The organism is Methanotorris igneus Kol 5, assembly GCF_000214415.1.
Classification (GTDB): Archaea; AGJL01; Methanococci; order Methanococcales; family Methanococcaceae; genus Methanotorris; species Methanotorris igneus.
The window spans coordinates 208,618-231,011 of the sequence record NC_015562.1 but is presented as its reverse complement, the minus strand read 5'-3'; the positions used below and the strand labels follow the sequence as shown (position 1 = coordinate 231,011).

Sequence of the window (22,394 nt, the reverse complement as noted above, 5' to 3'; positions counted from 1 at the left end):
CAAACTTTTTTATTTGTTTTTATTAAGTATTTCCATCTTCAAGATAATAAATGTTGTTAAGATTAAAGTTAAAACAACACTTCTAAAACTTATAGGACTTTTTATCGGCTCATTTATATAAACCTCATCTAAAACGTAATAAGGATGATAAGTTTCATTCCCCTTAATACTAATCCCTTCGACCCTTAAAACATTTTCTCCATCTTTTAAATAGTCTGTTATATCAACAGTGACATTTTTCTCGTGTGCAGGAGAGGCATCATTAGAATCACCAATCTTATAAACCAAATTTCCATTTAAATAAATATTTATTTGCATATTCTCTTTTATATTCCCATAATGGATAAAATGAAGTTTGTAAGTGTAATTGCCAATTTTATCACATTCAAATTCCACAGAAACATTTTGCTTTTCATTTACCTTAATGTAGTCAAAATAATAAGCATCAACTTCAATCAATTTCACAAAAATTAATACAAATATAAATATTTTAATTTTGCTTATTCTCATATTATGCCCTTTAAATTTTTAGAAATTTATAAAACTCTTCATCACTCCAATTTCCATAGAAAATATATTTCCCCTCCAAATTTAAATGATTTAAAGATAGGTTATTTTTCAAATAAACCAACTTAGGAACCTTTGCATAAACAGCTACATCTTTTTTATCAACAAAAATAAACAATGGTTTTAAAAAATCAATTTTCTCCGATGAATAGGCAACATTAATCAAAGTAGGATAATACTTCAATTCAATACCTTCCCCAAAGAAACTTTTTACATGATCCCAAAGGGATGGTTTTATATAAATGTATTGGCATTTAAATTTTTTACCTTTAAATTTCAAATTAAAATAATTTATTTCATATTCATCATTCAATTTCTTTTTAAACTTGTTTATCCTTTTTGCAATTTTCTTTTTATATTTTTTAACGTCATCTTCATCAGGAATTTCCATATTAACAATTAAATCTCTAACTTTCTTCCGTTTTCCAATCTTATAAAGTCCATTTAAAGAAGAAACGTATTCCTTCAACTCAATACCCTTAAAATAATATTCTTTCCCAAAAATTATGTAGGGGAGGTATTTTGAATATTCTTTAGGAACACATATTAACGCTTTGTTTAAAAATTCATTTCCCAATTTTCTCTTTTCCTCAAAACTTAATGATTTCAATGTTCTATTTGGCTCTATACCTATTTTATTCAAAAATATAATTGCATCTTCCTCTTTTCTAAAAACTGGAACTTCATTAAAGTAATAGATGGATTTAAATATGAGATAATCCTTTCCATAAAACAGCAATCCATCTTCTTCAGCTATATTTAGCTTTCTTAGTTTTACTTTCATATCTTCTTTTTCAAATCTTTCAAATTCACTCAAATAAGTTAATTTTATAGTATGAGCAAAGTCCTTAACTTTCCCATCCTCTCCCTCAATAATCTCATTGCAAATATCCAAGAGTGTCATAATTTCCCTATTTTGTAAGGATATGTCTTAAATTTATAGAGAGTATCTTTGCAATTTTTTTAATTTGCTCTTCACGAATCTCAACTGGCTTTTTAAGAACTTGAGATAAATCAACTTTAATGCACTCATCACCTACATGTCTTGGATGTATCGGGGAGATTTCATTAAACACTGCAAATACTGGACAAAAATCATGGCAATATAAACAATAGACGCATTTTTCAGCATCTATTTTTGGGATTTTATCTTTTGTGTAGTATTCAGTTATCTTAACAGGTTCAATTGGGACCATCTCTATGGCATTTGTTGGGCATGCGTTTGCACAACCTCCACAGCCAATGCATAACTCCTCAAAAACCATTCTTGGCAATTCAATGCCTTCCAATATCTTATTTCTCATCTCTATTGATGTGTATCTATCCTTACCAAACAAAATCCTTTCAAGATTCTCGTATATTCCGGTGATGAAAATTTTTGCTAAATTTTTTAGCATTTTTTCCTCCATAAATACCCCCAAGAAGCAATTTTAAATAAATGAAATAATTAATTTAGATTTCCTTATTTTTCCAGGTTCTATAAATATAAATTGCATGAGTTGGACAAATGTTCACACAGGCGGAGCAGAATTCACATTTCTCAATATCAATCTCCCCATCTTTAATAGCGTCATTTGGACAGATCTTTGTGCATAAACCACATCTTGTGCAGAACGCGAAATCCGTCCTAATGAATGAATTCTCTCTGTCAACTACCTTTTTGTATCCTGTAGTGTTTGGTATCACATCTCTTGGGCAGTGAATGGAGCAAGTTTCACACATCACGCAGTTGTTGTTGAAGATGATTTCTTTACTATTTATTTTGATTGTTACGGCATCGTTTGGGCAGACATTTGCACATGTTCCGCAGGTTATGCAATTCTCATCTCTAATATTTTTCCACCCAATTTTCTCAATACTTATTGCATTTTTTGGACACATTTCTACACAAATTCCACAAAGAGAGCATCCTCCTGAAATATAATCCCCTTTATTGACCCTAACCTTCTGTGGGCAAACATCAACACATTTATTGCACTTCCAGCAGATTGAAGCATCATACAAAATCTTGTCATCCTCTTTCTTCAATGCCCCTGATGGACAGTTATCAACGCAGAGACCACAATTTATACAATGCCTGAGCGAATATACGGCAAAACCTTTGGTTTTGCCATTAATTATCCTTTTATCTTCCTTTATTTTAACAACTTTGAAATTCTCAACTTTTAAAGCATTCTTTGGGCAGGAGTTTACACACCTAAGGCATAAAACACAATTTCCATCCTCTTTAATTGTTCCATTTTCTATGGCATCGTTTGGACAAACATCCCCGCAGATATTGCAAGATGTGCATGCATCAACGTCTTTGTTTGGGATTATGGTCTCTCTTGGGCAGAGGTAGGAGCATTTTCCACAACCAACGCATTTTTCTTTATCAATTTTGATTGAAACTCTAATTTTGTTATTTTTTGTTTTTTTGCTTTCCTCCTCAATTTCTTCAATTTCTTCTTTTTTTATCATTTTTATAATATTGAAAATTTTTGTTGCATACTTCTCAGCATAAGCAGTTCTTTTTAAATCAATACACTCAACTCCAGAAACCCTTGCGTTGTATGGACATGCTTCAACACACAAATCGCACATTATACAAATGCCCATTGGAAACCTTTTCCCCTCTTTTTCCACCATTTTTATAATGCCAATTGGACAGACATTTGCACAAATCCCACAACCAGTGCATCTCTTTCTATCAACGTAGTAGCCACCAAACTCATTCTTCCTTATGGCATTGTTGGGGCATTCTCTTGCACAAGTTCCACAAGTTATGCATGAAAATGCTTTATTGTCTAATAGCATTATAGCATCTGTGGGGCAAACTTCCATACACTTTGATTTTGTTTTAAATGGGCATGTTTCACATTTTTCCTCGGGTCTGCATTTTTCTAAGATGGTTATTATCATCCATATCACCAAAATTTTATTCTACCCACTTTCCTCCGAATAAGAGATTTCCTACAATTATTCCAAGAACTGACAAAAAGTAAGTTAAGGACAATGGCACTGGGAAGTTATAATAGGGAAGTGGCTTTAAAAAATACGCTATTATTGCTCCAACAATTAAATAAAATGAAATTACCTTTATTTTTTCTCTAAACTTAGTTCCAAGAACCATTCCAATTAAAAATCCAACGATTGGTGCAAAATATAAACCAATATCCATTTTAACACCCACAGAAATTGTTCTCTATATAATCAATAAAAGGATATCGAGTGAAACGAGATATCCTATTTCCCTGATGAAATCAAACCTAACGTAAATACAGCAAAACTTTGTTTTGCCGAAAAATTTTGGTTTTGAATATAAAGATACTATAATTTTCCAAACAATATATAGTTGTGTGCGGAATTAATATACGGCAAAACTTATGGGTTTTGCCGTTTATATTTATACATTAATGAATTTCAAATAGTAATAATTCTTCCTTAAAATTTGAAATGGCTTACAATCATTAAAAATTCACCAACAGCATATTTCCAAATTAATATTTCAAATTATAACACATAGCTATAACATATCTAAGAGGCACTACCGAGCGAAGCGAGGTAGTGCATCCAATTTGGATGAAACCTTTTTTAAAGGTTTCTTTTCAAATTATACGGCAAAATCCTTTGGATTTTGCCAAATATCTCTAACGCACACAACTATAATTTCCACTTATTAATGTCCGAGACTATAAAGTTAGCATCCATTCTAACACTATTTTTTTATGTTTTTTCTTATTTATCCATAATTTTCTCAATAATCACTTTTTCACATGTTAAAAGGAAAGTTAATGTTGACAAACCAGCAAGAACCTTTAAACCAACACTTATGTTTAGATAGGGGATTATCCCAGCATTCTTTAACTCAATTGGTGATGGAAATACTGCAAATCCAAACAACTCGTTGAAATTAAATAGGTAGTATCCACTAACAACCATCCCTATCAAACCAAATATCATAAACATCAAAGCCCCAAAGGTTTCAAGTTTTTCAAGGAACTTATGTTTAAACCACAATGGGCTTTTTGAACCAAATGAGACAATACTTAATATATATGCCGCTGCTATCAAAGCTCCTCCTTGGAAACCTCCTCCTGGTGTTATATGTCCACCCAATATAATGATAATTCCAAGTGCCATTAAAAATATGCTCATAGGTAATGCTAAAGTTTTAATTATTGGGGTGAATTCTTCCCATTTACTTAAAGTTAAATAATCATCACTTTCTGGGGCATGGTAAACATCCTTTAAAAACTTGTAGTTATACAACCCCTTCCCAAATACCATTCCAGTAACGAGAACTGAGGTAACTAATATTAATGCCTCTCCAAGTGTATCGAATGCCCTCCAATCAAATAACACTGCAGTTACCAAGTTTGGGATGATGTATGTGTGGGTGTAAATATCATTAACCCCGCTAACAACTTCCATGTGATACAATGAATAAATTATCGATGCCCCAAAGAAGATGAATGATAAAGATACTGCCATTTCTCTCTTTAAACTCATCATCATCACCACAATGCAGTCATCAAATCACCATATCTTTTTCCGAGTTTATGCAATGCAATAAATTTTTTTGTTTCTTCATCCCCATAATTTAATTTTTTCATGAGTTTTTTAAATTTTTTAAGGAGAATAGTTTCAGATTTTGGACTAAATGCGTATCCACACACCAGTATAATGCCATAATTCTCAAATGGAACATATCTTGAAGTGAATAAATATCCAACATCAACTGTTTTGCTCATCATGACATCCATAACAGTATACCTTTTATTTTCAAAAACATCTTCAATTTCAACTATATGCTCTTTTGGATTTGTAGATACCACTTTAAATAACGAATATTTTGATTTCTTCAATGCATCTAAGATTTCATTATCATATTTACTTTCATCAACATTATCAATAGTCCTAACTCCATCAATACTCCCAAAAATCATAAAATCAGCTAAAATTGCAAGTTCCTCCTCCTCATCAGCAAAAAAAGTATTATTTTCAAATGGAAATTCTAAGATTTTAATAGATTTTTTGAATCTTTCAGCACCCACCTCATCATATAATCTATCGGTAACATCTGTAATTTTATCCCTTAAATTATAATAACTCCTCAATTTTTCTGAAATTTGGTTTATCCCCCTTTCTTTTAAGTTGAGATATATTGCCCCAATAACACTCTCATATAACGCATCACAAACCATTTCACAGTTTTCATAATACCTTTCCATAATTTTTTCAGCGTCCCCAAACCTGCCTGTTTCTATCAATAATTGAGCATATTCTATGTATGTTATAGGATAATCAGGCAGTTTATCAATAACTTCTCTATAGATATCTTCTGCTTTTTTATACTCACCAATTAAGCTATATAAATGACCAAGTTCATATAAGTAGATTAACTTAGATTCCTCATCACTGGAGTGCTCAATTAGATAATTTATAATTTCTTTAGCCTTTTCGACATATTTTTTATCTTTTCTTGTTAAAACTTTTAATACCAAAACAAAATCATCCATCCACCGTTCAAGATCCACATTATACTTATCATAAAATTCCAAAAGATTGGAATCCTTTATTTTCAATTCTTTAAACAAGTCCCACGCTTTATACCATTGTTTGTAAGTTTCTTCTGCCATTTCATATACTAAATCATCATCAAAATCTTCATCTTTATTTTCGTCAAATAATAACTTATCTACTAAATCATCATCTTCATCAGATAGGTTATCCTCTATGCATTTGCCTATCGCCATTAGCAATTTTATATAAAAGAATGCACCCTCTCCAATATAATTAATAAATTCATTAATTTTTTCGTCTTTATTTAAACTGTTCATAATCTCACCCCGTATACGGCAAAAATTCTTCACATACAACTATAAATTACCAACGCCAAAACTCCGCAGAATACTGAAAGCCAGAATAACTGATAATTTATTGCATTGGAATTTTCTTTCTCAAATGTGAATATTGCTGGAGAAAATGATAGCAAAATTCCCACAACCATAATCCCTAACAAAACTAATGGAACCTTACCAAATACTCTACCTAACAAAAATGCACTGAAAACAAAAAATCCATAGAGTGTAAACTCTCCTGTCCATCCAGCTCCAATAGAGATTCCATCACCGTGGGAATTTTTTTCCATTTCTTTTTGGAATTTGTCGTAGTCCATTCTTTCACCCAAATTGCAAAATTTGTAAAAAATGACAAATACAAAACTTAATCTTCTTCTTGCTCATATTCTTCAATTTCATCCATTATATCTTCAAACTTCTTGTAGTCATCACTTTTTATTATATCGGTGATAAATCCATCAATATCCTTCTTTTTAACAATCAATCCTGCTAAGAGTTTTCCAGTGTATCTATTGTTTTTTATTTCCCAAAACATATAAAATTCAGGATACTTTTCTTTTAATTTTCTATATGCCTCTCCATATTTTGACTTTTTTAAAGGATTTTGTTCAATAAAGAAATGATTCTTTGAAAGTTCAATCACATAGAGTTCAGCGTCAGTTTTTGTTATTACCTTTTTAAGTTTGATATCTTTGGTTTCTATTGTTTTCACTAAGACCACCTCATTTCAATGCCCAAGTCCTTCCAATTTCATAGGCGTAAGGATAAAGCTTTTCAACCACAATATCTGGATAAATTCCCAACAAAATGCATAGAAATGTCAAGACCGCTAAGGAAAATATTGCAAGCTTTGGCACTTCTTTGCTTTTATACTCGTTTATTTGCTCTTCACTGCACGGTTTTAGATATATTAGATAGAATGCCTTCATCATGGAAACAAAAGTCCCAATACTAACAATAATCATAATTACTGCTAATTCTGGCATATTTACTTCCATTGCTGCCTCTGCTAACATCCATTTGCTTTGAAATCCATTAAACGGAGGAACTCCACTTATTGCAAGTTTTGCACACAACACCATAAATGCAACTGATGGTATTATTGGTAGTAATCCTCCTAACTTTGCCAAATTGCTTCCTTTCTTTTTGTGGACAATATATGCCCCCAAAAATAATGCACTCTTATAAATAACGTGATTTATCGCATGGAAAATCCCAGCAACAATTCCCAATGGTGTTCCCAATGCCAATCCAGCAGCAACATAACCTCCTTGGCTAATGGCGTGGTATGCCAAAAGTTTTCTATAATCACTCTGCATCAATGCCATCACTACCCCAAACACCATTCCAAAGATTGATAATGCTATCAAAGCCCCATGTGCGGTGTTGAAGTAGGGCATTCCATAGAATAACTTCAAAATTACAAGCATCATTGCAACGAGGACGAATTTTGAATATGTTTGCAACATAGCAGCAATAAATGGCTTTGCCCTTGCATATAAATCAGCTTTAACTGTATGGAACGGAGGAAGACCAGAACCATAAGTTAACCCAATTATAAGCATTAATAATCCACCATAGACCATAGGGTTTGCGTTTATTAGGTAGTTTTTCATGTCAGTTATGTTTAAAGTTCCTGTTGCAGATAATAAGAAAGCAATTCCCAATAGCAACAAACTTCCTGCAACACATCCCATAAGCATGTATCTAAACGCCGCTTTGTATGCCTTCTCTGTTCCAGATGCAATAACCAATCCTGTTTGAGCAACTGCTGCTATTTCATAAAATACATACAAATTAAACAAATCATCCGACAAAACAACAGCAGAAACACTTGCCAATCCCATCAACGTTAAAGCAGTGAACATCCCATTTGCATGTTTTTCTCCCATTCCCGTTATTAAAACCAATGAACCAATAAGCATTAAAGTAAAGATTACAACCTGCTTTGTTTGGTTGAATAGATATGCAATACCCGATATTAAACCATTCTCAACACCATGCCCACTAAAATAGTAAAATCCATACTCTCCAATGAACGGTAGGACAATTAAAGCCAACGCCACCAAAAAAGTCAAAAATCTAACAATTTTCTCCTTTCCATGTAAATAATTCAATATTATTGCCATCATTAGTGGAAACACCACGATTAATGGTAAAAAGTTCATCATTTCCACCTTTTAATCTTCCTTTAAAATTACCGATGCTTTGAGTGTTTTGTATTTTTTATATAAGACCATTGAAAGAGCCAACATGATAGCTAACATTGATGCTTCAATGACGATATTTGTTAAGACCAGTGCTTGTGGTAGTGGATAGGCGCTCTTTGATGCAAAAACCTCAAAAGGCATGTTTGGAAGTTTTATTGGAACTACTCCTCCGTTATAACCCATCGCTATTAAAACCAAATTAACTCCATTACCCATTGCAGATAAAGCAATAATCTTTTTAATAACATTATCAACAAAAAAAACACCATATAATCCAATAACAATTAACAACCCTGCGGTAATAAATGATGCCACTTGAAGTTCCATAATCCCACCAAGCAACAAAAATTTATCATTATAATTAATGACAAATTATCCACCACTATGTATATAAATATTACGGTGTGTTAAATATTGTAAGTAGACTACTCTCCCTCGCTAAAAATTTTTATTTTTTGATTTTAAGGATTTTTAGGGGTTATTTTTTAATTTTAAGGATTTTTATCAAATTTCGAAGGGTGCTTTATTTTGAAAAATTTGCATATTTAAATTTAATGATTTATTGAGATTTTTTGATTTAAAAACCTAATAGATTATATTTCAAATTTTCCCCGATTGATAGGGTTTATTTAACGATTTAAAACGATTTTAAAGAATTATTTCGATTTTAAACGATTTTTAGGGAAGTGCAGAGGTATATAAATGAACACTGTTAATACCCCTTCGAAAATTAACGTCCCAAAAAGAAGCAAATAGAAAACTTTATATAGGAAAAAGAGCAAAATATTGTCCTATTAAAATCAGACCCATAGGGGGATGGAAACAGATACATGGTCTAAGGAATATTTTCAACAACGAAATTAAAATCAGACCCATAGGGGGATGGAAACAACTGCTTTAACCTCTCTCAACACTAAATCCACTTCTAATTAAAATCAGACCCATAGGGGGATGGAAACTAAGTTTTCTAATTTTGTGCCACGAAACACCAACCTCGATTAAAATCAGACCCATAGGGGGATGGAAACTATACTCTCCGTTGCTTGTGCTATCTCACTAATATAATTAAAATCAGACCCATAGGGGGATGGAAACATGTTCTGATAATTGTTATCCTCTGCCTCCAAATATGATTAAAATCAGACCCATAGGGGGATGGAAACATTACATATAAATATATTGATGAATTAATAAAATTTAATTAAAATCAGACCCATAGGGGGATGGAAACTCCATTAGGTCGTTTATTTGGGCTTCTTTTTCAAAAAATTAAAATCAGACCCATAGGGGGATGGAAACATTACATGCTGGCAATGGGTTTTGCTATGATTATGACTGTGTTAAAATCAGACCCATAGGGGGATGGAAACTTATATCTTCTCTTCTCTATCTTCTTTTTATGTTAGTGTTAAAATCAGACCCATAGGGGGATGGAAATTACTGTATAGGTAATTCACTCCACAAGTCCTTTAAATAGTTAAAATCAGACCCATAGGGGGATGAAAATAGAAAAAAGAAGTTTTTTATCAAAATTAAGTGATTTGTTAAAATCACCTTAGGATGGAAATTTTATTTTTTAGTAGAGGCACTGCCGAGCGTAGCGAGGCGGTGCATCCGATTTGGATGAAACTTTTTTTAAAAGGTTTCTTATAGAAGCTAAGAGGCATTGCTGAGCGAAGCGAAGCAATGCATCCCTTTTGATGAAACTTTTCTAAAGTTTCAATTAGAGCCTTAGGGGGATGGAAATCAAAAAATAAATAAAGACAAAATAACTTAGAGAATTTTTAAACTAAATAGATGATACTATGTATGTGGTTATAGTTTATGATGTAAATGTTTCAAGAGTTAATAAAGTCAAAAAATTCCTCAGGCAACATTTAAATTGGGTTCAAAATAGTGTATTCGAAGGAGAAATAACAAAAGCAGAATTTGAAAGGATAAAAGACGGGCTTTTAAATATAATCGATGAGAATGAGGATTCAATAATAATCTACAAACTCAAATCAAAACCAAGTAGAGAAATTTATGGAATAGAGAAAAATCCTATTGATGATATTATCTAAAACCATGCTATTAACGGCTCATATTCCTTTTGCCCAGTTAAATGTTTAATCAACTTATATGCCTCTAACCTTATCAACCTCTTTTTTGTAACGTTCTTTTTTAATGTTGGGTGTTTGACACTCTTTTCCATCTCTTCATTAAATGCCCTTAGAACAATCTTTTTACCATCATCATTCAACAACACGCCATTCAAATCATCTCTAAAATGTTCCTTCTTAATAATCCTCTGCTTAACTAACCTATTTGCTATCCTATCGGCAATTATTGGCTTGAAAATTTCACTCAAATCTAATGCCAAAGAAAATCTTCTCTCACTTGGCTCGTGGAGATAGCTTATCGTTGGTGTTAGTTGAGTGTTGTAGAGCTCGCTTATTATTGTTGGATACAAACGGGAATTTAAAAAACTTATTAAAGCGTTCATCTCATTTTGTGGTGGTCTTCTTGTTCTTTTGATGATTTTAAATTCATCTGGCAATGTCTCATCCCAAAATTTATAATATTCCTCCCTCATTCTACCCTCAATATTCATAACCTCGGTGATTTTCTCTGCATCATTAAGTTCCTCTAAAAAATCATCAAATTTAACCTTAACTCCAAATTTTGACAGATTCTTTTCTATATTTTTTGCCCCACCAATAACAAAGAGTTTTGCAAGATTCAGCCTTTTTTCAGGATTTAAATAATGCTCCGCCTGTTTTACAACCAAATCTCCAGAATGGAGAGATTCTCTTGGATAAAAACTCCCATCATAATATCCATAGTGGTTAAAGAAATGAAGGGCAATGCCTTTTTGTGCTAAAAAATGCAACGCCTGAGAGCTAATGCTTACTTTCCCATAAATATAGATGTCATAAATTCCTTCAATTGCTAAAGGTTTCTTCCCATTTACATTTTCAAAATAAAGTGTATTTTCCTTTCTAAAAAGATATCCATCAGAGAAAAGCGTTAGTGCTTTCTTTCTCATACCCCTCCCCCCAATTAAATCCAGCATAACTCATAATATGAACATTTTTTGCAAATTTTGGATTTCTTTGGTTTTGGTGGATTTGGCATAGATTTTATTTTTTCAACCTCTTTTATAGCGCCTTCAACTTCCCCCTCCCTTCCATCTAAGATTATTTCCTTTATTTCTCTAAGTTTTGGATAATTAAGAATGGCTTTTGCCTCAATGCCATATCTTTTTAAATAGTAGAGATAATACAACGCCTGTATTTCATGGGCTTTCTCCATGGATTTTCCCTTTTTGACTTCGTGGATCTCAATGATATTTTTTCTCTTTATGAAGTCGATGTTTATGGTTCCTATTTGAACCTCCTTCTCCTCCCCAAAATAACTCTTCTCATGCAGAAATTTTCCCAAATCAACGAAATCACTCTCTTGCTCCATAGTTATACCTTTTGCAAAATACCAGAGTTTTGTTTTGCAGATAAAGAGGTAGTTTATTTCTGTTCCTCTGATTAAGAGTTCTTTTTCAAGATATTCGGGTTCCATTTTAAACACCACAATAACTTTAAAGAATATCATCACACCAAATTTCTCCAAAATCCACAACTAAATCAAAAATTTCAATTCTCTTTTTTGAGTATATTGGAACAAGTAATTCAATATCCTTAACTAATTCTTCAAAGAAAGTTTTATCTTCAAAGTATTTTTCTTTGTATATTTTCCAACTCTCAAATTTTTGTAAAAATATATCCCCAACATAATCAGAATACAAAAATTTGAACCATTCTCCTTTATCAGTTCCTCCAATAGTTGAAGGATAATCCTTATCAAGTAAAGAAAAGGTTACAACCCCCCTAACTACTCTTTCTCTCTTCTCCCTAAAATCCTTAATAATAACAATCCTATTCTCTCTATCAACTTCAACAAAAGCATTATCTAAAATCCATAATAAGTCATATTCCGTTTCTTTTCCATCTTCATAGATAACTCTCCAAATAACGCTATCCTCCCTAAACCTTCTAAATGAATTTTTAAAGCTCCTCCACCACTTTAGTAATTCCTCTCTTATATCTTCATCAACAATTTCTTCATCCTCATCATCTTCAATTCTCTTTATTTTTTCATTTATATGGTATAAAACCCAATAATATGGAAATTTATCCCTTAGATTCTCAAGTTTTTCTTTTCTCTGATATGTCAATTTTTTATTATATTCTTCCATTGAGCTAAGAACACTCCAAAGAACTGCACCACAAAATTTAGGAACTTTATCTTTTTTGAATTCTCTATCCTCAAATGCCTTTTTCATCAAATCTACAAATTCATAATAGTCTAATTCTTCTTTTTTGATTTCATTGAACTGTTTCTCCAAGTTATTGAAGATTTTTGTTGTTATTGTACAGTATATTTTACATTTTTCCATTCCCCTCCCAACTCTTCCAATTCTTTGCATAAAATTCCTCAAATACAATCCTGAATCCATAAAACATAAAGAAACTGGATAATTGACTCCTACTTCTGCTTTTGATGTAGTTATTATGATATCTGTTTTGCTTATAATTTCATCTAAATTGTTGTTATTTTCTTCTCGTGTCTGCAACCCTGTATTAACCCAAACCTCTGCATAAATCTCATTCTCAATAACATATTTCATTCTCATAGCATCTCTCAAAGAATTAAAAATAATCAAAATCTTCTCATTGTTAGAAATTGCTTTCTCTATAATATCCTTAATATTTTCCTTTAATCTTCCATCTTCAACCAAATAACCAAATAAACTCCTTTCTATGCGTTTTGAGATTTTTATAAACTCAATTTCCATTTCTCCTTGAATAACTCTTCCTTCACTGCTTAATGGTTGCTCAATAATTTCTAGGGTAATTCCATTCTCATTTAAGAACTCAATTAAATTCTCTTCTGGTGTTGCAGAAACAAAAAACCATTTTATCTGCTTAAATAACTCTTTCGTCATTAAAAACCAAATTAAAATATTTGCTATCTGCTCCTCATCGTACAAATGATATTCATCGAAAATAACATAATCCAATGCATTAAAGAAGGCAGACCAATCTGGAAAACCTTTTAAATGTCTAAATTTCTCATTTTTTCTTGGCAAGTGGTATCCACTGTTTATCATATAATTTAGAATGTCTGGATTTGTTATTGCAATTTCACAATTCTTTAATTTTTCTATTAGCTCTTCCCCTCTTTCTTTCCCTTTTTTTGTTAATGTTTTTCCAGTTATTACCTCAACCTTAATTCCCTGCTCTTTTAATGTTTTCTCAATATCTTCTGCCAATGCATTTGTTGGAACTACAATTAATCCCCTTTTGGAAGTTAGATAATTGTTATCCTTTGCATATAAGATAGGAAACGCAAAAGAAAACGTCTTCCCCGCACCAGTTGGGGCAGCAATAAAATAAACATCCTTCTCCAACTCAGCAACATCTGAATAAAATATCTCTTGAAATTTATGCAACCTAAACCCCTGTTTAATAACCTTATCTCCAAAAGGCAAACATTTCTTTGAAACTTTTAATTTCAAAGATTCCATGAGAATCCCCTCAAAAAAGAATTAGTTGGAGAATATCTTTTCTAAATCTTCAACTTTGAATCCTGTTCCAATAATATAGTGGGAAAGAACGAATCTTAACATCTGAGATTCCTTTAACTTCACATCTTTGCCAAATATCTTCTTAATTGTGTAGAGATTTAACCAAATTTCCTCTGGTTTTTCCTTTTTTTCTTCAAATAATAAAAGACACTCCCTACCAACCCCTATCCTCAAAGTAAATGTTTTTGGAAGTTTGATATCTTCAAATGTTAATAAAGACGCCTCAAAAACCGAACCTTCCTTTATTCCTTGAATGTGGAAGTAATTTTTAAACAATCCTTTTCCCATCTGTTCAATTATATCTCTTCTAACCATGTAATCGGAAATTTCTGATGTTTTTCTCGCAAATATTGGAGTTTTTTCATAATATATTGGCCTTCCAATAGTCCAAATAAACCCAAACTCTTTAATCTCATCATAATCTGGTTTATCTTTTATTTGGTAAGTATATTCTCTCTTCTTTGCCAATGCAAAATTTAATGCATAGTCCAACGCAATATCCCCAATAAATGGCTCTGTTGATGCAACCCCTCCCTCTGTTTTGTTATAACAAAATAAAGGAGAGAGAAGAGTTATTTTATAATGCCTAAGCATATTAGACACCCATTTCTTCTAATAACTTTTTAATAACATCTTCTTTTTTGATGATTTTACATTCAACTAAGTAGTTTATGCAATCATTTAAATGCTTCAAATAAAGTTGCTTCAATTTTTCTTCATCTTTTAGATATTCATCAATTAACTTTAAGAGTTCCTCTAACTTCTCATTTTCAATCAATATGGATGAATTTTCTCTTAGTTTATTTTTAACAAACTCTTTTACGTTCTCAAAATTTACTTCTCCTTCAAATTCTTTTGAAATTAGATAGGAAGACACTGGTGGCTCAAAGGTGTCTAAGGCTATTGCAATAATCTCATTTTTCATATTTGCATCCATAACATTTGATTGTGCTCCATATCTTGTTGTTTTTAAATGAGATATTAAAGCATGGATGAATCCTTCTGGTGTTATGTCATAGAATGTTAGGAAGTGTGGGAAATAAACTCCAGGTTTAATATATTGAATCCCATACAAACTTTGTCTTTGGGAACCTTCATTTTTGTCCCACATTGTTCCATCTTCACTTAAGGCATTGTGAGTTAGCTCCTCTGTTATTTCATCCTTATCTCTAATTGAATATGCCCATTCATAGATAACTCTTGAAGGTAGTGCAACAGCTTCGTTTGTTTTAGTAACTGAATCACCAAAAACTAATGAATTAGGATTAGCCAAGTGTTCTTGCTTATCAATAAAGTTATATTCAACCTCTGGATGAATTACTTTAAATTTCCTACACAAAACCAACCCTGTTAATTTTTCTCTTGATTTTAATTTTCTTGAAGGAATGACAACCACATCTTTATTACCAATTGTTGTGCTTATGACTTCATCTGGCTCTGTTGAACGATTAATTAAATAACCAGTTGTAGTTCTTATTGTCGCTACTTTTATTACATTTGGAGTCCTTTTCGTGTATGTTTCTTGGAAATATTCTTCTGGGATTATTGAATAGAGTTTTTCTCTAAACTCATTGACAATATTCTCATCATACTCAACATATTTTTTGTATCCATTTTCAACTAACTTCTTTTGCTTTGCCATTGTCATCACCCCATTTTATTGAGTATCTTCTTTGTTAGTTTTAGAATTTCTTTTTTCTTTTGATTTTACATCATAATGGAAAGCAAATGCGTATATCCAATATCTAAGCTCTTTTTTTGATGGTAATTTGCTATTCCACAACTTTTTAAACAATTCATCATACACCACTTTACAAAACTCCTCAATTTTTTCTTTTTTACTTGGATAAGGATATTTCCTATAAAGCATCCCTGCCATCATGGATTTTACTTCTTCATCACCATATCCCCTCTTTACTCCAGTTTTTAGCACTTCCAGAGATTCTCTAATCATTGATGTCTTTGATGATGCACTACCCTTAGCCCACTCTATATCTGAAGCAATATCCGCCAATTTTTCAATAATGTTCATTTTTTCCACCCCAATTCTTTGATTTATAAGATTTAAGTTGTATTTTTCAGCAAATGAGTGTGGATAATCTAATTTAAACAAATAGAAGTAAAATGCCATAGGATTGTCGGCGTAATCATTGAACAATGAAACTACAACATTATCTGATTTTGAACCTCTTCTCAAGGTATATCCTAATTTCCAAAGTAATTCAAACTCGTTTCTAATTTTTTCAATTTCATCTATCCTAACTTTATCCCATCCTAATTTTTTAAATGATTTTGGGGCATAATCAAATATTATTGTCTCTCTTTTTGCCTTATCTGGATTAAATGGATATGTTAGATAAATCTTAAATCCTGTTTCATAGACAAAATCCAAAATCTTCTTATAGAATCGTATAAACTCAATTTGTTTAGATATGTCTACAAAACTCATTAGGAATGGGAATAATTCTTCTTCTTTTTTCACATTAAACCCATAAATTGCACTTATAAACGATTTAGCATCGTTCATTAAATTTTCCAAATTCTTTCCAACACTTTCAATGTATTCCGTTAATTTCTCGTCCATCAGCGGGACAAAGTAGTCATAAGCATCAATATATACTGCCTGAACATTTTCTTTTTTACCAAAAATTAGTTTTCTAAATGTTATTTCAGTTAAACATACTGAGCAGATATTCTTTTGAGTATTACTTAAAGATACAATGGTTCTATTTGTGAATCCCCTTGGTTTAAACCCAAAACATAAATTTGCTATTGCTACTGTTTTTGTTTCCTTTCCACATAATGAACACATATTCTTTTTTGAGCCTATATCTCCAAATTTTATGCCCCTAATCTTTTTTCCGTTTAAATAGGCATATCCAAGCAATTCATCAATAATTTCTTTTAAATCTGCCTTTTCAGAACCGCCATAATTCTCATTTAATAATGTTATCAAATCATTCAGTATTTCTTTTTCATCAAATTCTTTTTTTGTAGCAATGTAAAGTTTTAGATAGTTCTTTAACCCAGTATCTTTACTATTTTTAATTTTTTCAACGAAATCTTCATCTAAATCAAAATTTTCATCTATCTTAAAATATTTATCGTTGAATTTTGATTTTAGTTTTTTAACATCCTTTTTTCTACTTTCATTTTCTGTAATTTGAAGTAAGAATTTTAAAATCACAAAAGTTTTTGCTTCCTTTTCGTCAAATTCTTCAAATTTTTTTGTAAAAATGTCTTTTATTTCCTTATTTTGGCTGATATCTTTATAAAAGTATTCAAACCCAAAATAATTTACCATTTTTTCTATTAATTTTAAAATGTTTTCTTCTGTAATGTCAATAAACCTAAATATGTCTAGTTGTGCTTTTTGCCTATCGATTTCAACCATTTTTTCAATGTTTCTGTATAAGAATTCTTCAAATGATTTTATTAAATAATCTTCATTTATTTCCAAATCCCCCTCGTAAATAAATCCTCTTGGGGAAATGACGTAACAATCCACACTTTCTCTTAACCTCTCAACAATAAACCTTGCTAAAACCTCGTAGGGAATTTCATCAAAGTAAAATACATTTACATCGGCATAATCTCTCAATTTTCTCCAAATTTTCAACAAATCGTTGTAGTTCCCAATCGGAATGGAAATACTATCAGCTAAATGAATAATTTCAATTAAATCATCTTTTATTAATCTGTTGAGTCCCCTCCTTGTTGGTAATTTGTCATCTGGAATAACAAATCTTGTTCTTTCCTCTGTTGCCAATACAAGATATTTTACAATCTCTTTTTCTTCTTCATTTAGTTCAATTTCTAAATCCTTTAAATCCTCTTCAAAATATTTTTCAACAGATGTTTTCAAATCAATTTCATTATGTAATTTATTTATGTCGTGGAATGTAAATGCGACCAACAGGCACTTTAAAAGCATTTTTATGTCGTCATCTTCGTTATCTTCATTTATTAAACCTTTATTTAACCATTTGTTCTCTAAAACTTTTAAAGATGGAATTATACCATTTAAAACATGCATCGGATAACTCATGTCCGGTAAATCCACCCCTCCAATTTCTCCAATCCTAACTTTTTCTTCGAATGCTTTGCCCCCTTTTGCTGGTTTTAAGCGATATTTTTCAAACAATTTAATAAAAACTTTATTAAAATAAACTTTTGTTTCTCTTAAGAATAATTTAGTTTTAAATATCTTTTTTGATTTTATCTTGATTTCCATAATGCCACCACTTTGATATATATTATACAGCACTTCAGTGAATTAGTATATTTTTTTGATATATAAATTTAACTATTAACTTTTTTGGTTAAGTTTTTGTATGTATCCATTAACTTTAAAAAGAATAGGGTAATAAAAATGATGGGATAACATGACAACACATATAATAAACATTGGATTTCATGTGGAGCATATATACAAACCAATTGCAGAATATGGTGCAAAAAAAGTAATTCTTGTTTATTCAAAAGATAAGGAAGAATATACAAAAGAAGAAGACCTAAAAAAGGTTGATGATGCATTAAAAAAAGCAAAAGAACTCTGTAATATGCTTGGGATTGAATGTGAAGAAGCAAAAATAAATGGAGTAGAATTTGAAAAGAATGTTGAAATTTTAAGAAACATTATAAAAAAAGAAGGCAAGGTTATTGTAAATATAACAGGTGGAAGAAAGATAACATCTCTTGCTTTATTGTATGCATCTCTTTATGAGTTTCAAAAAGTTCATAAGATTGTTTATGTGCATAAAAAGAGAATTATTGAACTTCCAAAGTTAGCCCATCCATACAACCTAACAAAATTTGAAAGAAAAATTTTAGTATCATTAAATGAAGGAGACAAAACCATAACTGATTTGGCAAAAGAATTTAATGTTTCTTTACCAGCAATAGTTAAGTATGTAAATTCTTTGGAAAATAAAGGACTAATAAAAACCGAAAAGATTGGAAGAAGGAGAATAGTTAAATTAAACTAATTACAATGGCATATAAAACAAATGACTCTCGCATTTACAATCAGAACATCCAAAGCCCTCGACACACTTAAATACCTCAGCTAAATCCTTTGCAACCTCGCACTCACAACCTTTATTTGAGATATATATGCCCTTAACATCCCCAAACTCCAAAAGATAATCAATATGCCAGAACTTTTTCTTCTCCTTTTTTAAATGCCTACCTATCCTATTTTTTAAGTTCATACTTTTTCCAAGGGCAGAACCAACATAGAAATAATAACCTTTCCTAAAAAACCTCTCCTTATTTCCAAATTTTATCTTTCTTCCTCTATTAAGTTTGATTTTTAAAATGTATGTACCTTTTTCAGCGGGGATGTTGTTTTTTGAGACCTTTTCAAACTCATATTTTTTCAAAATCTCATCAAAATACGCAATCTTTTTATAATATGGACATCTTTCCCTAATCTCCTCAAAACACTCCTCACATTTCGGTGTTGGAGAGCAAATTTCCCTTCCAAAAACAACGAGCAAATTATTTATTATTTTCCAATATTTTTTTGGTAGTTTTTTCCTCAGCTCCATCTCAGTTTCTTCCGGGTTTTCTGTCTCAACATATCCCCATCTATTACATATCCTATGCACATGGGTATCTACACAAATCCCATAATCATCAAAAGCTAACGTTATAACCAAATTCGCCGTTTTCCTCCCAACACCTGGGAGTTTTAAAAGTTCATCCAATTCATTTGGAACCTTTCCATTATAATTCTCCTTCAAAATCTTAGCTAATTTCTTCAAATTCTTTGCCTTCATTCTATAAAATCCAACAGGGTAGATGAGCTTTTCCAATTCCTCCAAATCAATCTTTAGCAAATCATCAACATTCTTAACTTTTTCAAACAACCTCTTTGAAACTTCTTCTGTCACTTCATCCTTTGTCCTCGCACTTAAAATTGTTGAAATTAAAACCTTAAATGGACTTTTTTCTTTGGCTATTTCTGTAACAACTGCATTTTTGTTTAATTTTTCCTTTAAAATTTCTATTTTTTCCATATCAATCCCTTTATAGCATTTTAGATAACAAATCTCTCAACACCAAGAATTATAAAATATTGCCTCAAATAAATGTATCCAAGTTTTAGGATTTCCTACCCAAAATTTTTATATTTTATTTCTTTTTATGTATAATCATCAAAAGTATCTGTGGTGATAACAATGGCACACAAAATTTGTGTAATAGAAGGAGACGGAATTGGGAAAGAAGTAATTCCAGCGGCAATTAAGGTTTTAGAGGCAACTGGTGTAGATTTCGAATTCATCCATGCTGAGGCAGGAGATGAGGTTTTTGAAAAAACAGGAGTTGCATTACCAGAAGAAACAATAGAGAAAGCATTAGAATGTGATGCTGTCTTCTTTGGAGCAGCAGGGGAGACAGCAGCAGATGTTATTGTTAAATTGAGACAAATTTTAAAAACCTACGCTAATGTTAGACCAGTTAAAGCATACAAGGGAATAAAATGCTTAAGAGATGATATTGACTATGTAATTGTTAGAGAAAACACTGAAGGACTCTATAAGGGATTAGAGGCAGAGATTGATGAAGGAGTTACAACAGCAACAAGAGTAATAACAAGAAAAGCATGTGAGAGAATATTTAAATTTGCATTTGAATTGGCAAGAGATAGGAAAAAACAAGGTAAAGAAGGAAAAGTAACATGTGCTCACAAGGCAAATGTTTTAAAAATAACAGATGGGTTGTTCAAGAAGGTATTCTATGAAGTAGCAGAGCAATATGATGATATTAAAGCAGAGGACTACTATATAGATGCAATGAACATGTATATCATAACAAAACCACAAACATTTGATGTAGTTGTTACATCCAACTTGTTTGGGGATATCTTATCAGATGGTGCAGCTGGAACTGTTGGGGGGCTTGGATTGGCTCCATCAGCAAACATTGGGGATGAACATGGATTGTTTGAGCCAGTTCACGGTTCTGCCCCAGATATTGCAGGAAAGGGAATAGCAAACCCAACAGCAACAATATTGAGTGGGGTCTTAATGCTTAGATACTTAAAAGAGTTCGAAGCTGCAGATAAAATAGAGAGGGCATTGGAGGAAGTTTTAGCAGAGGGATTAACAACTCCTGACTTGGGAGGTAACTTAACAACTTTCCAAATGGCAGAAGAAGTTGCAAAAAGAGTTGAAAAATACTAAATGACCAATTTATCTATTTTCATTCTATATTTTTTGTTAATGTTAATTTTTATTTTTTATTTATTATTTATTCTTTATTATTTTCAAAGATATTTTCTAAGATTCTCTTTAAAGTTACAACTATTGGTGTTGGGTTGTGGAATGCCCTAACAAAGTATGCTTCTACACCGTTCTCTTTTAATGTATTTACAAAGTCCTCTTTCATTTCTCTACCAAATACAATTCCTATGGTTTTTGCCTTGTATTTGTGCATGTAAGTTATTGTATAGCTAACCCCCGCATCGTTGTGGACAAAGCTGATAATATAATCTACATCAAACGCCTCCTTCAATCCCTCATCAATCTCTTGAAATCCAACATTTTTTATATATAACTTTTCTGGGTCTGCGGTTTCAACTAACTTCAATGCTGCAGGGTTTGCTGATACAAACACTTCACAACCTTTCTTCTTTAGCATATTTGTTAAATAAATAAATGATGGAACCAAAACTGGCGGCTCTGGACATCCGAGTAATACTAAAACTCTCATGATTTCACCAGAATTTTAATTTTGATAATATTCCTTTTTTATCTTTTTTATCTTCATTTTCTTTATTTTCTTTACTTTCTTTTTTATCTTTTTCTTCTTCAATTTTAACTTTCAAAACAAAAGTTCCATAGCACGGTTTTGTGTATGGTATTATTATGCAATCTTCCTCATAACCTACTGGAATTGGTGGGATTCCTATAAGCATAACCCCTTCAATAACCTCTTCACCGGGATTGACTTCTTTTATATTTTTACAATTCTCTCTTATGAATTTTGCACACTCCTTAAAAGAACCCCTAAACAAAATCTCGTAGTTATATTTATCTATGCAAGACATCAATTTCACCAATAACTGTTGTATATTACAGTGTTAAGTTTAATGTATTAAATAATTTTTGCCTAAATGAAATTTTATGAAGTCATTTAGAAATT

The 22,394-nt window shown here is 31.4% G+C and carries 23 protein-coding genes and 1 CRISPR repeat array; of the genes, 3 read left to right on the top strand and 20 right to left on the bottom strand.

Translation table 11 applies throughout. The features are described 5' to 3' along the window. Positions 1-9: 9 nt before the first annotated feature. From METIG_RS01115 to METIG_RS01065, 11 genes are all read right to left on the bottom strand, one after another. Positions 10-510 (bottom strand): hypothetical protein, encoded by a 501-nt coding sequence (locus METIG_RS01115; RefSeq protein WP_013798392.1) that lies wholly within the window; start codon positions 508-510, stop codon positions 10-12. A 10-nt stretch (positions 511-520) separates the two neighbouring features. Beyond that, positions 521-1,471 (bottom strand): hypothetical protein, encoded by a 951-nt coding sequence (locus METIG_RS01110; RefSeq protein ID WP_013798391.1) that lies wholly within the window; start codon positions 1,469-1,471, stop codon positions 521-523. Between the two features lie 7 nt (positions 1,472-1,478). Continuing rightward, positions 1,479-1,976 (bottom strand): 4Fe-4S binding protein, encoded by a 498-nt coding sequence (locus METIG_RS01105; RefSeq protein ID WP_157209529.1) that lies wholly within the window; start codon positions 1,974-1,976, stop codon positions 1,479-1,481. A 43-nt stretch (positions 1,977-2,019) separates the two neighbouring features. After that, a complete protein-coding gene (locus tag METIG_RS01100) occupies positions 2,020-3,468 on the bottom strand; it encodes a 4Fe-4S binding protein (RefSeq protein WP_013798389.1) in 1,449 nt (482 codons plus the stop codon). Positions 3,469-3,484: 16 nt separating this feature from the next. Next, positions 3,485-3,727, bottom strand: a complete 243-nt coding sequence (locus METIG_RS01095) for a hypothetical protein (protein ID WP_013798388.1) — start codon at positions 3,725-3,727, stop codon at positions 3,485-3,487. A 557-nt stretch (positions 3,728-4,284) separates the two neighbouring features. Then, positions 4,285-5,058 (bottom strand): Na(+)/H(+) antiporter subunit B, encoded by a 774-nt coding sequence (locus METIG_RS01090; protein WP_048055475.1) that lies wholly within the window; start codon positions 5,056-5,058, stop codon positions 4,285-4,287. Positions 5,059-5,063: 5 nt separating this feature from the next. Continuing rightward, positions 5,064-6,389 carry a tetratricopeptide repeat protein gene (locus METIG_RS01085; protein WP_013798386.1) on the bottom strand — a complete coding sequence of 442 codons (1,326 nt, stop codon included), beginning with the start codon at positions 6,387-6,389 and terminating at the stop codon, positions 5,064-5,066. Between the two features lie 29 nt (positions 6,390-6,418). Continuing rightward, the gene (locus tag METIG_RS01080; protein ID WP_013798385.1) at positions 6,419-6,727 is read right to left on the bottom strand and encodes a hypothetical protein; all 309 of its coding nucleotides are present in this window, start codon (positions 6,725-6,727) and stop codon (positions 6,419-6,421) included. Between the two features lie 47 nt (positions 6,728-6,774). After that, positions 6,775-7,122, bottom strand: coding sequence for a DUF7132 family protein (locus METIG_RS01075; RefSeq protein WP_013798384.1), 348 nt, complete (start codon positions 7,120-7,122; stop codon positions 6,775-6,777). Positions 7,123-7,132: 10 nt separating this feature from the next. Beyond that, positions 7,133-8,578, bottom strand: a complete 1,446-nt coding sequence (ehbF, locus tag METIG_RS01070) for an energy conserving hydrogenase EhbF (RefSeq protein WP_013798383.1) — start codon at positions 8,576-8,578, stop codon at positions 7,133-7,135. Positions 8,579-8,590: 12 nt separating this feature from the next. Beyond that, on the bottom strand, positions 8,591-8,947 hold the full coding sequence (locus METIG_RS01065; RefSeq protein WP_013798382.1) for a cation:proton antiporter subunit C: 357 nt from the start codon (positions 8,945-8,947) through the stop codon (positions 8,591-8,593). A gap of 466 nt (positions 8,948-9,413) precedes the next feature. After that, positions 9,414-10,127: direct repeats of the CRISPR family, unit length 31 nt; unit sequence ATTAAAATCAGACCCATAGGGGGATGGAAAC. 298 nt (positions 10,128-10,425) lie between these two features. Here METIG_RS01065 and cas2 point away from each other — a divergent pair. After that, positions 10,426-10,683 carry a CRISPR-associated endonuclease Cas2 gene (gene cas2, locus METIG_RS01060; protein ID WP_013798381.1) on the top strand — a complete coding sequence of 86 codons (258 nt, stop codon included), beginning with the start codon at positions 10,426-10,428 and terminating at the stop codon, positions 10,681-10,683. Here the strand turns inward: cas2 and cas1b are convergent. From cas1b to METIG_RS01030, 6 genes are read right to left on the bottom strand one after another with little or no spacing between them, the layout of a single operon-like run. Continuing rightward, complete coding sequence (cas1b, locus tag METIG_RS01055) at positions 10,680-11,648, bottom strand: type I-B CRISPR-associated endonuclease Cas1b (protein WP_013798380.1); 969 nt, start codon at positions 11,646-11,648, stop codon at positions 10,680-10,682. The two genes, cas2 and cas1b, sit on opposite strands and share 4 nt — an antisense overlap. A 14-nt stretch (positions 11,649-11,662) precedes the next feature. Next, entirely contained in the window at positions 11,663-12,175 is a 513-nt protein-coding gene (gene cas4 / locus METIG_RS01050; protein WP_048055633.1) for a CRISPR-associated protein Cas4, read from the bottom strand. A gap of 19 nt (positions 12,176-12,194) precedes the next feature. Then, positions 12,195-14,183 carry a type I-D CRISPR-associated helicase Cas3' gene (gene cas3, locus METIG_RS01045; protein ID WP_013798378.1) on the bottom strand — a complete coding sequence of 663 codons (1,989 nt, stop codon included), beginning with the start codon at positions 14,181-14,183 and terminating at the stop codon, positions 12,195-12,197. Positions 14,184-14,204: 21 nt separating this feature from the next. Further along, a complete protein-coding gene (gene cas5d / locus METIG_RS01040; protein ID WP_013798377.1) occupies positions 14,205-14,837 on the bottom strand; it encodes a type I-D CRISPR-associated protein Cas5/Csc1 in 633 nt (210 codons plus the stop codon). 1 nt (position 14,838) lies between these two features. Then, positions 14,839-15,885, bottom strand: coding sequence for a type I-D CRISPR-associated protein Cas7/Csc2 (cas7d, locus tag METIG_RS01035; protein WP_157209528.1), 1,047 nt, complete (start codon positions 15,883-15,885; stop codon positions 14,839-14,841). A gap of 15 nt (positions 15,886-15,900) precedes the next feature. Further along, the gene (locus tag METIG_RS01030) at positions 15,901-18,477 is read right to left on the bottom strand and encodes a hypothetical protein (protein ID WP_013798375.1); all 2,577 of its coding nucleotides are present in this window, start codon (positions 18,475-18,477) and stop codon (positions 15,901-15,903) included. A gap of 151 nt (positions 18,478-18,628) precedes the next feature. Here METIG_RS01030 and csa3 point away from each other — a divergent pair, with 151 nt between their 5' ends. Continuing rightward, positions 18,629-19,231: a CRISPR-associated CARF protein Csa3 gene (csa3, locus tag METIG_RS01025; protein ID WP_013798374.1), complete on the top strand. Its 603-nt coding sequence runs from the start codon at positions 18,629-18,631 to the stop codon at positions 19,229-19,231. On the opposite strand, the gene METIG_RS01020 is transcribed toward csa3, so the two are convergent. After that, positions 19,232-20,266 carry a DUF123 domain-containing protein gene (locus METIG_RS01020; protein WP_013798373.1) on the bottom strand — a complete coding sequence of 345 codons (1,035 nt, stop codon included), beginning with the start codon at positions 20,264-20,266 and terminating at the stop codon, positions 19,232-19,234. A 162-nt stretch (positions 20,267-20,428) separates the two neighbouring features. On the opposite strand from METIG_RS01020, the gene leuB reads away from it, so the two are divergent. After that, the gene (gene leuB, locus METIG_RS01015; protein ID WP_013798372.1) at positions 20,429-21,433 is read left to right on the top strand and encodes a bifunctional 3-isopropylmalate/3-methylmalate dehydrogenase; all 1,005 of its coding nucleotides are present in this window, start codon (positions 20,429-20,431) and stop codon (positions 21,431-21,433) included. 67 nt (positions 21,434-21,500) lie between these two features. Here leuB and METIG_RS01010 read toward each other — a convergent pair whose 3' ends face one another. Together METIG_RS01010 and METIG_RS01005 are read right to left on the bottom strand one after the other, a co-directional pair. Then, complete coding sequence (locus tag METIG_RS01010) at positions 21,501-21,962, bottom strand: DUF1890 domain-containing protein (RefSeq protein WP_013798371.1); 462 nt, start codon at positions 21,960-21,962, stop codon at positions 21,501-21,503. Between the two features lie 4 nt (positions 21,963-21,966). After that, positions 21,967-22,299 carry a DUF1894 domain-containing protein gene (locus METIG_RS01005; RefSeq protein WP_013798370.1) on the bottom strand — a complete coding sequence of 111 codons (333 nt, stop codon included), beginning with the start codon at positions 22,297-22,299 and terminating at the stop codon, positions 21,967-21,969. Between the last annotated feature and the right edge of the window lie 95 nt (positions 22,300-22,394).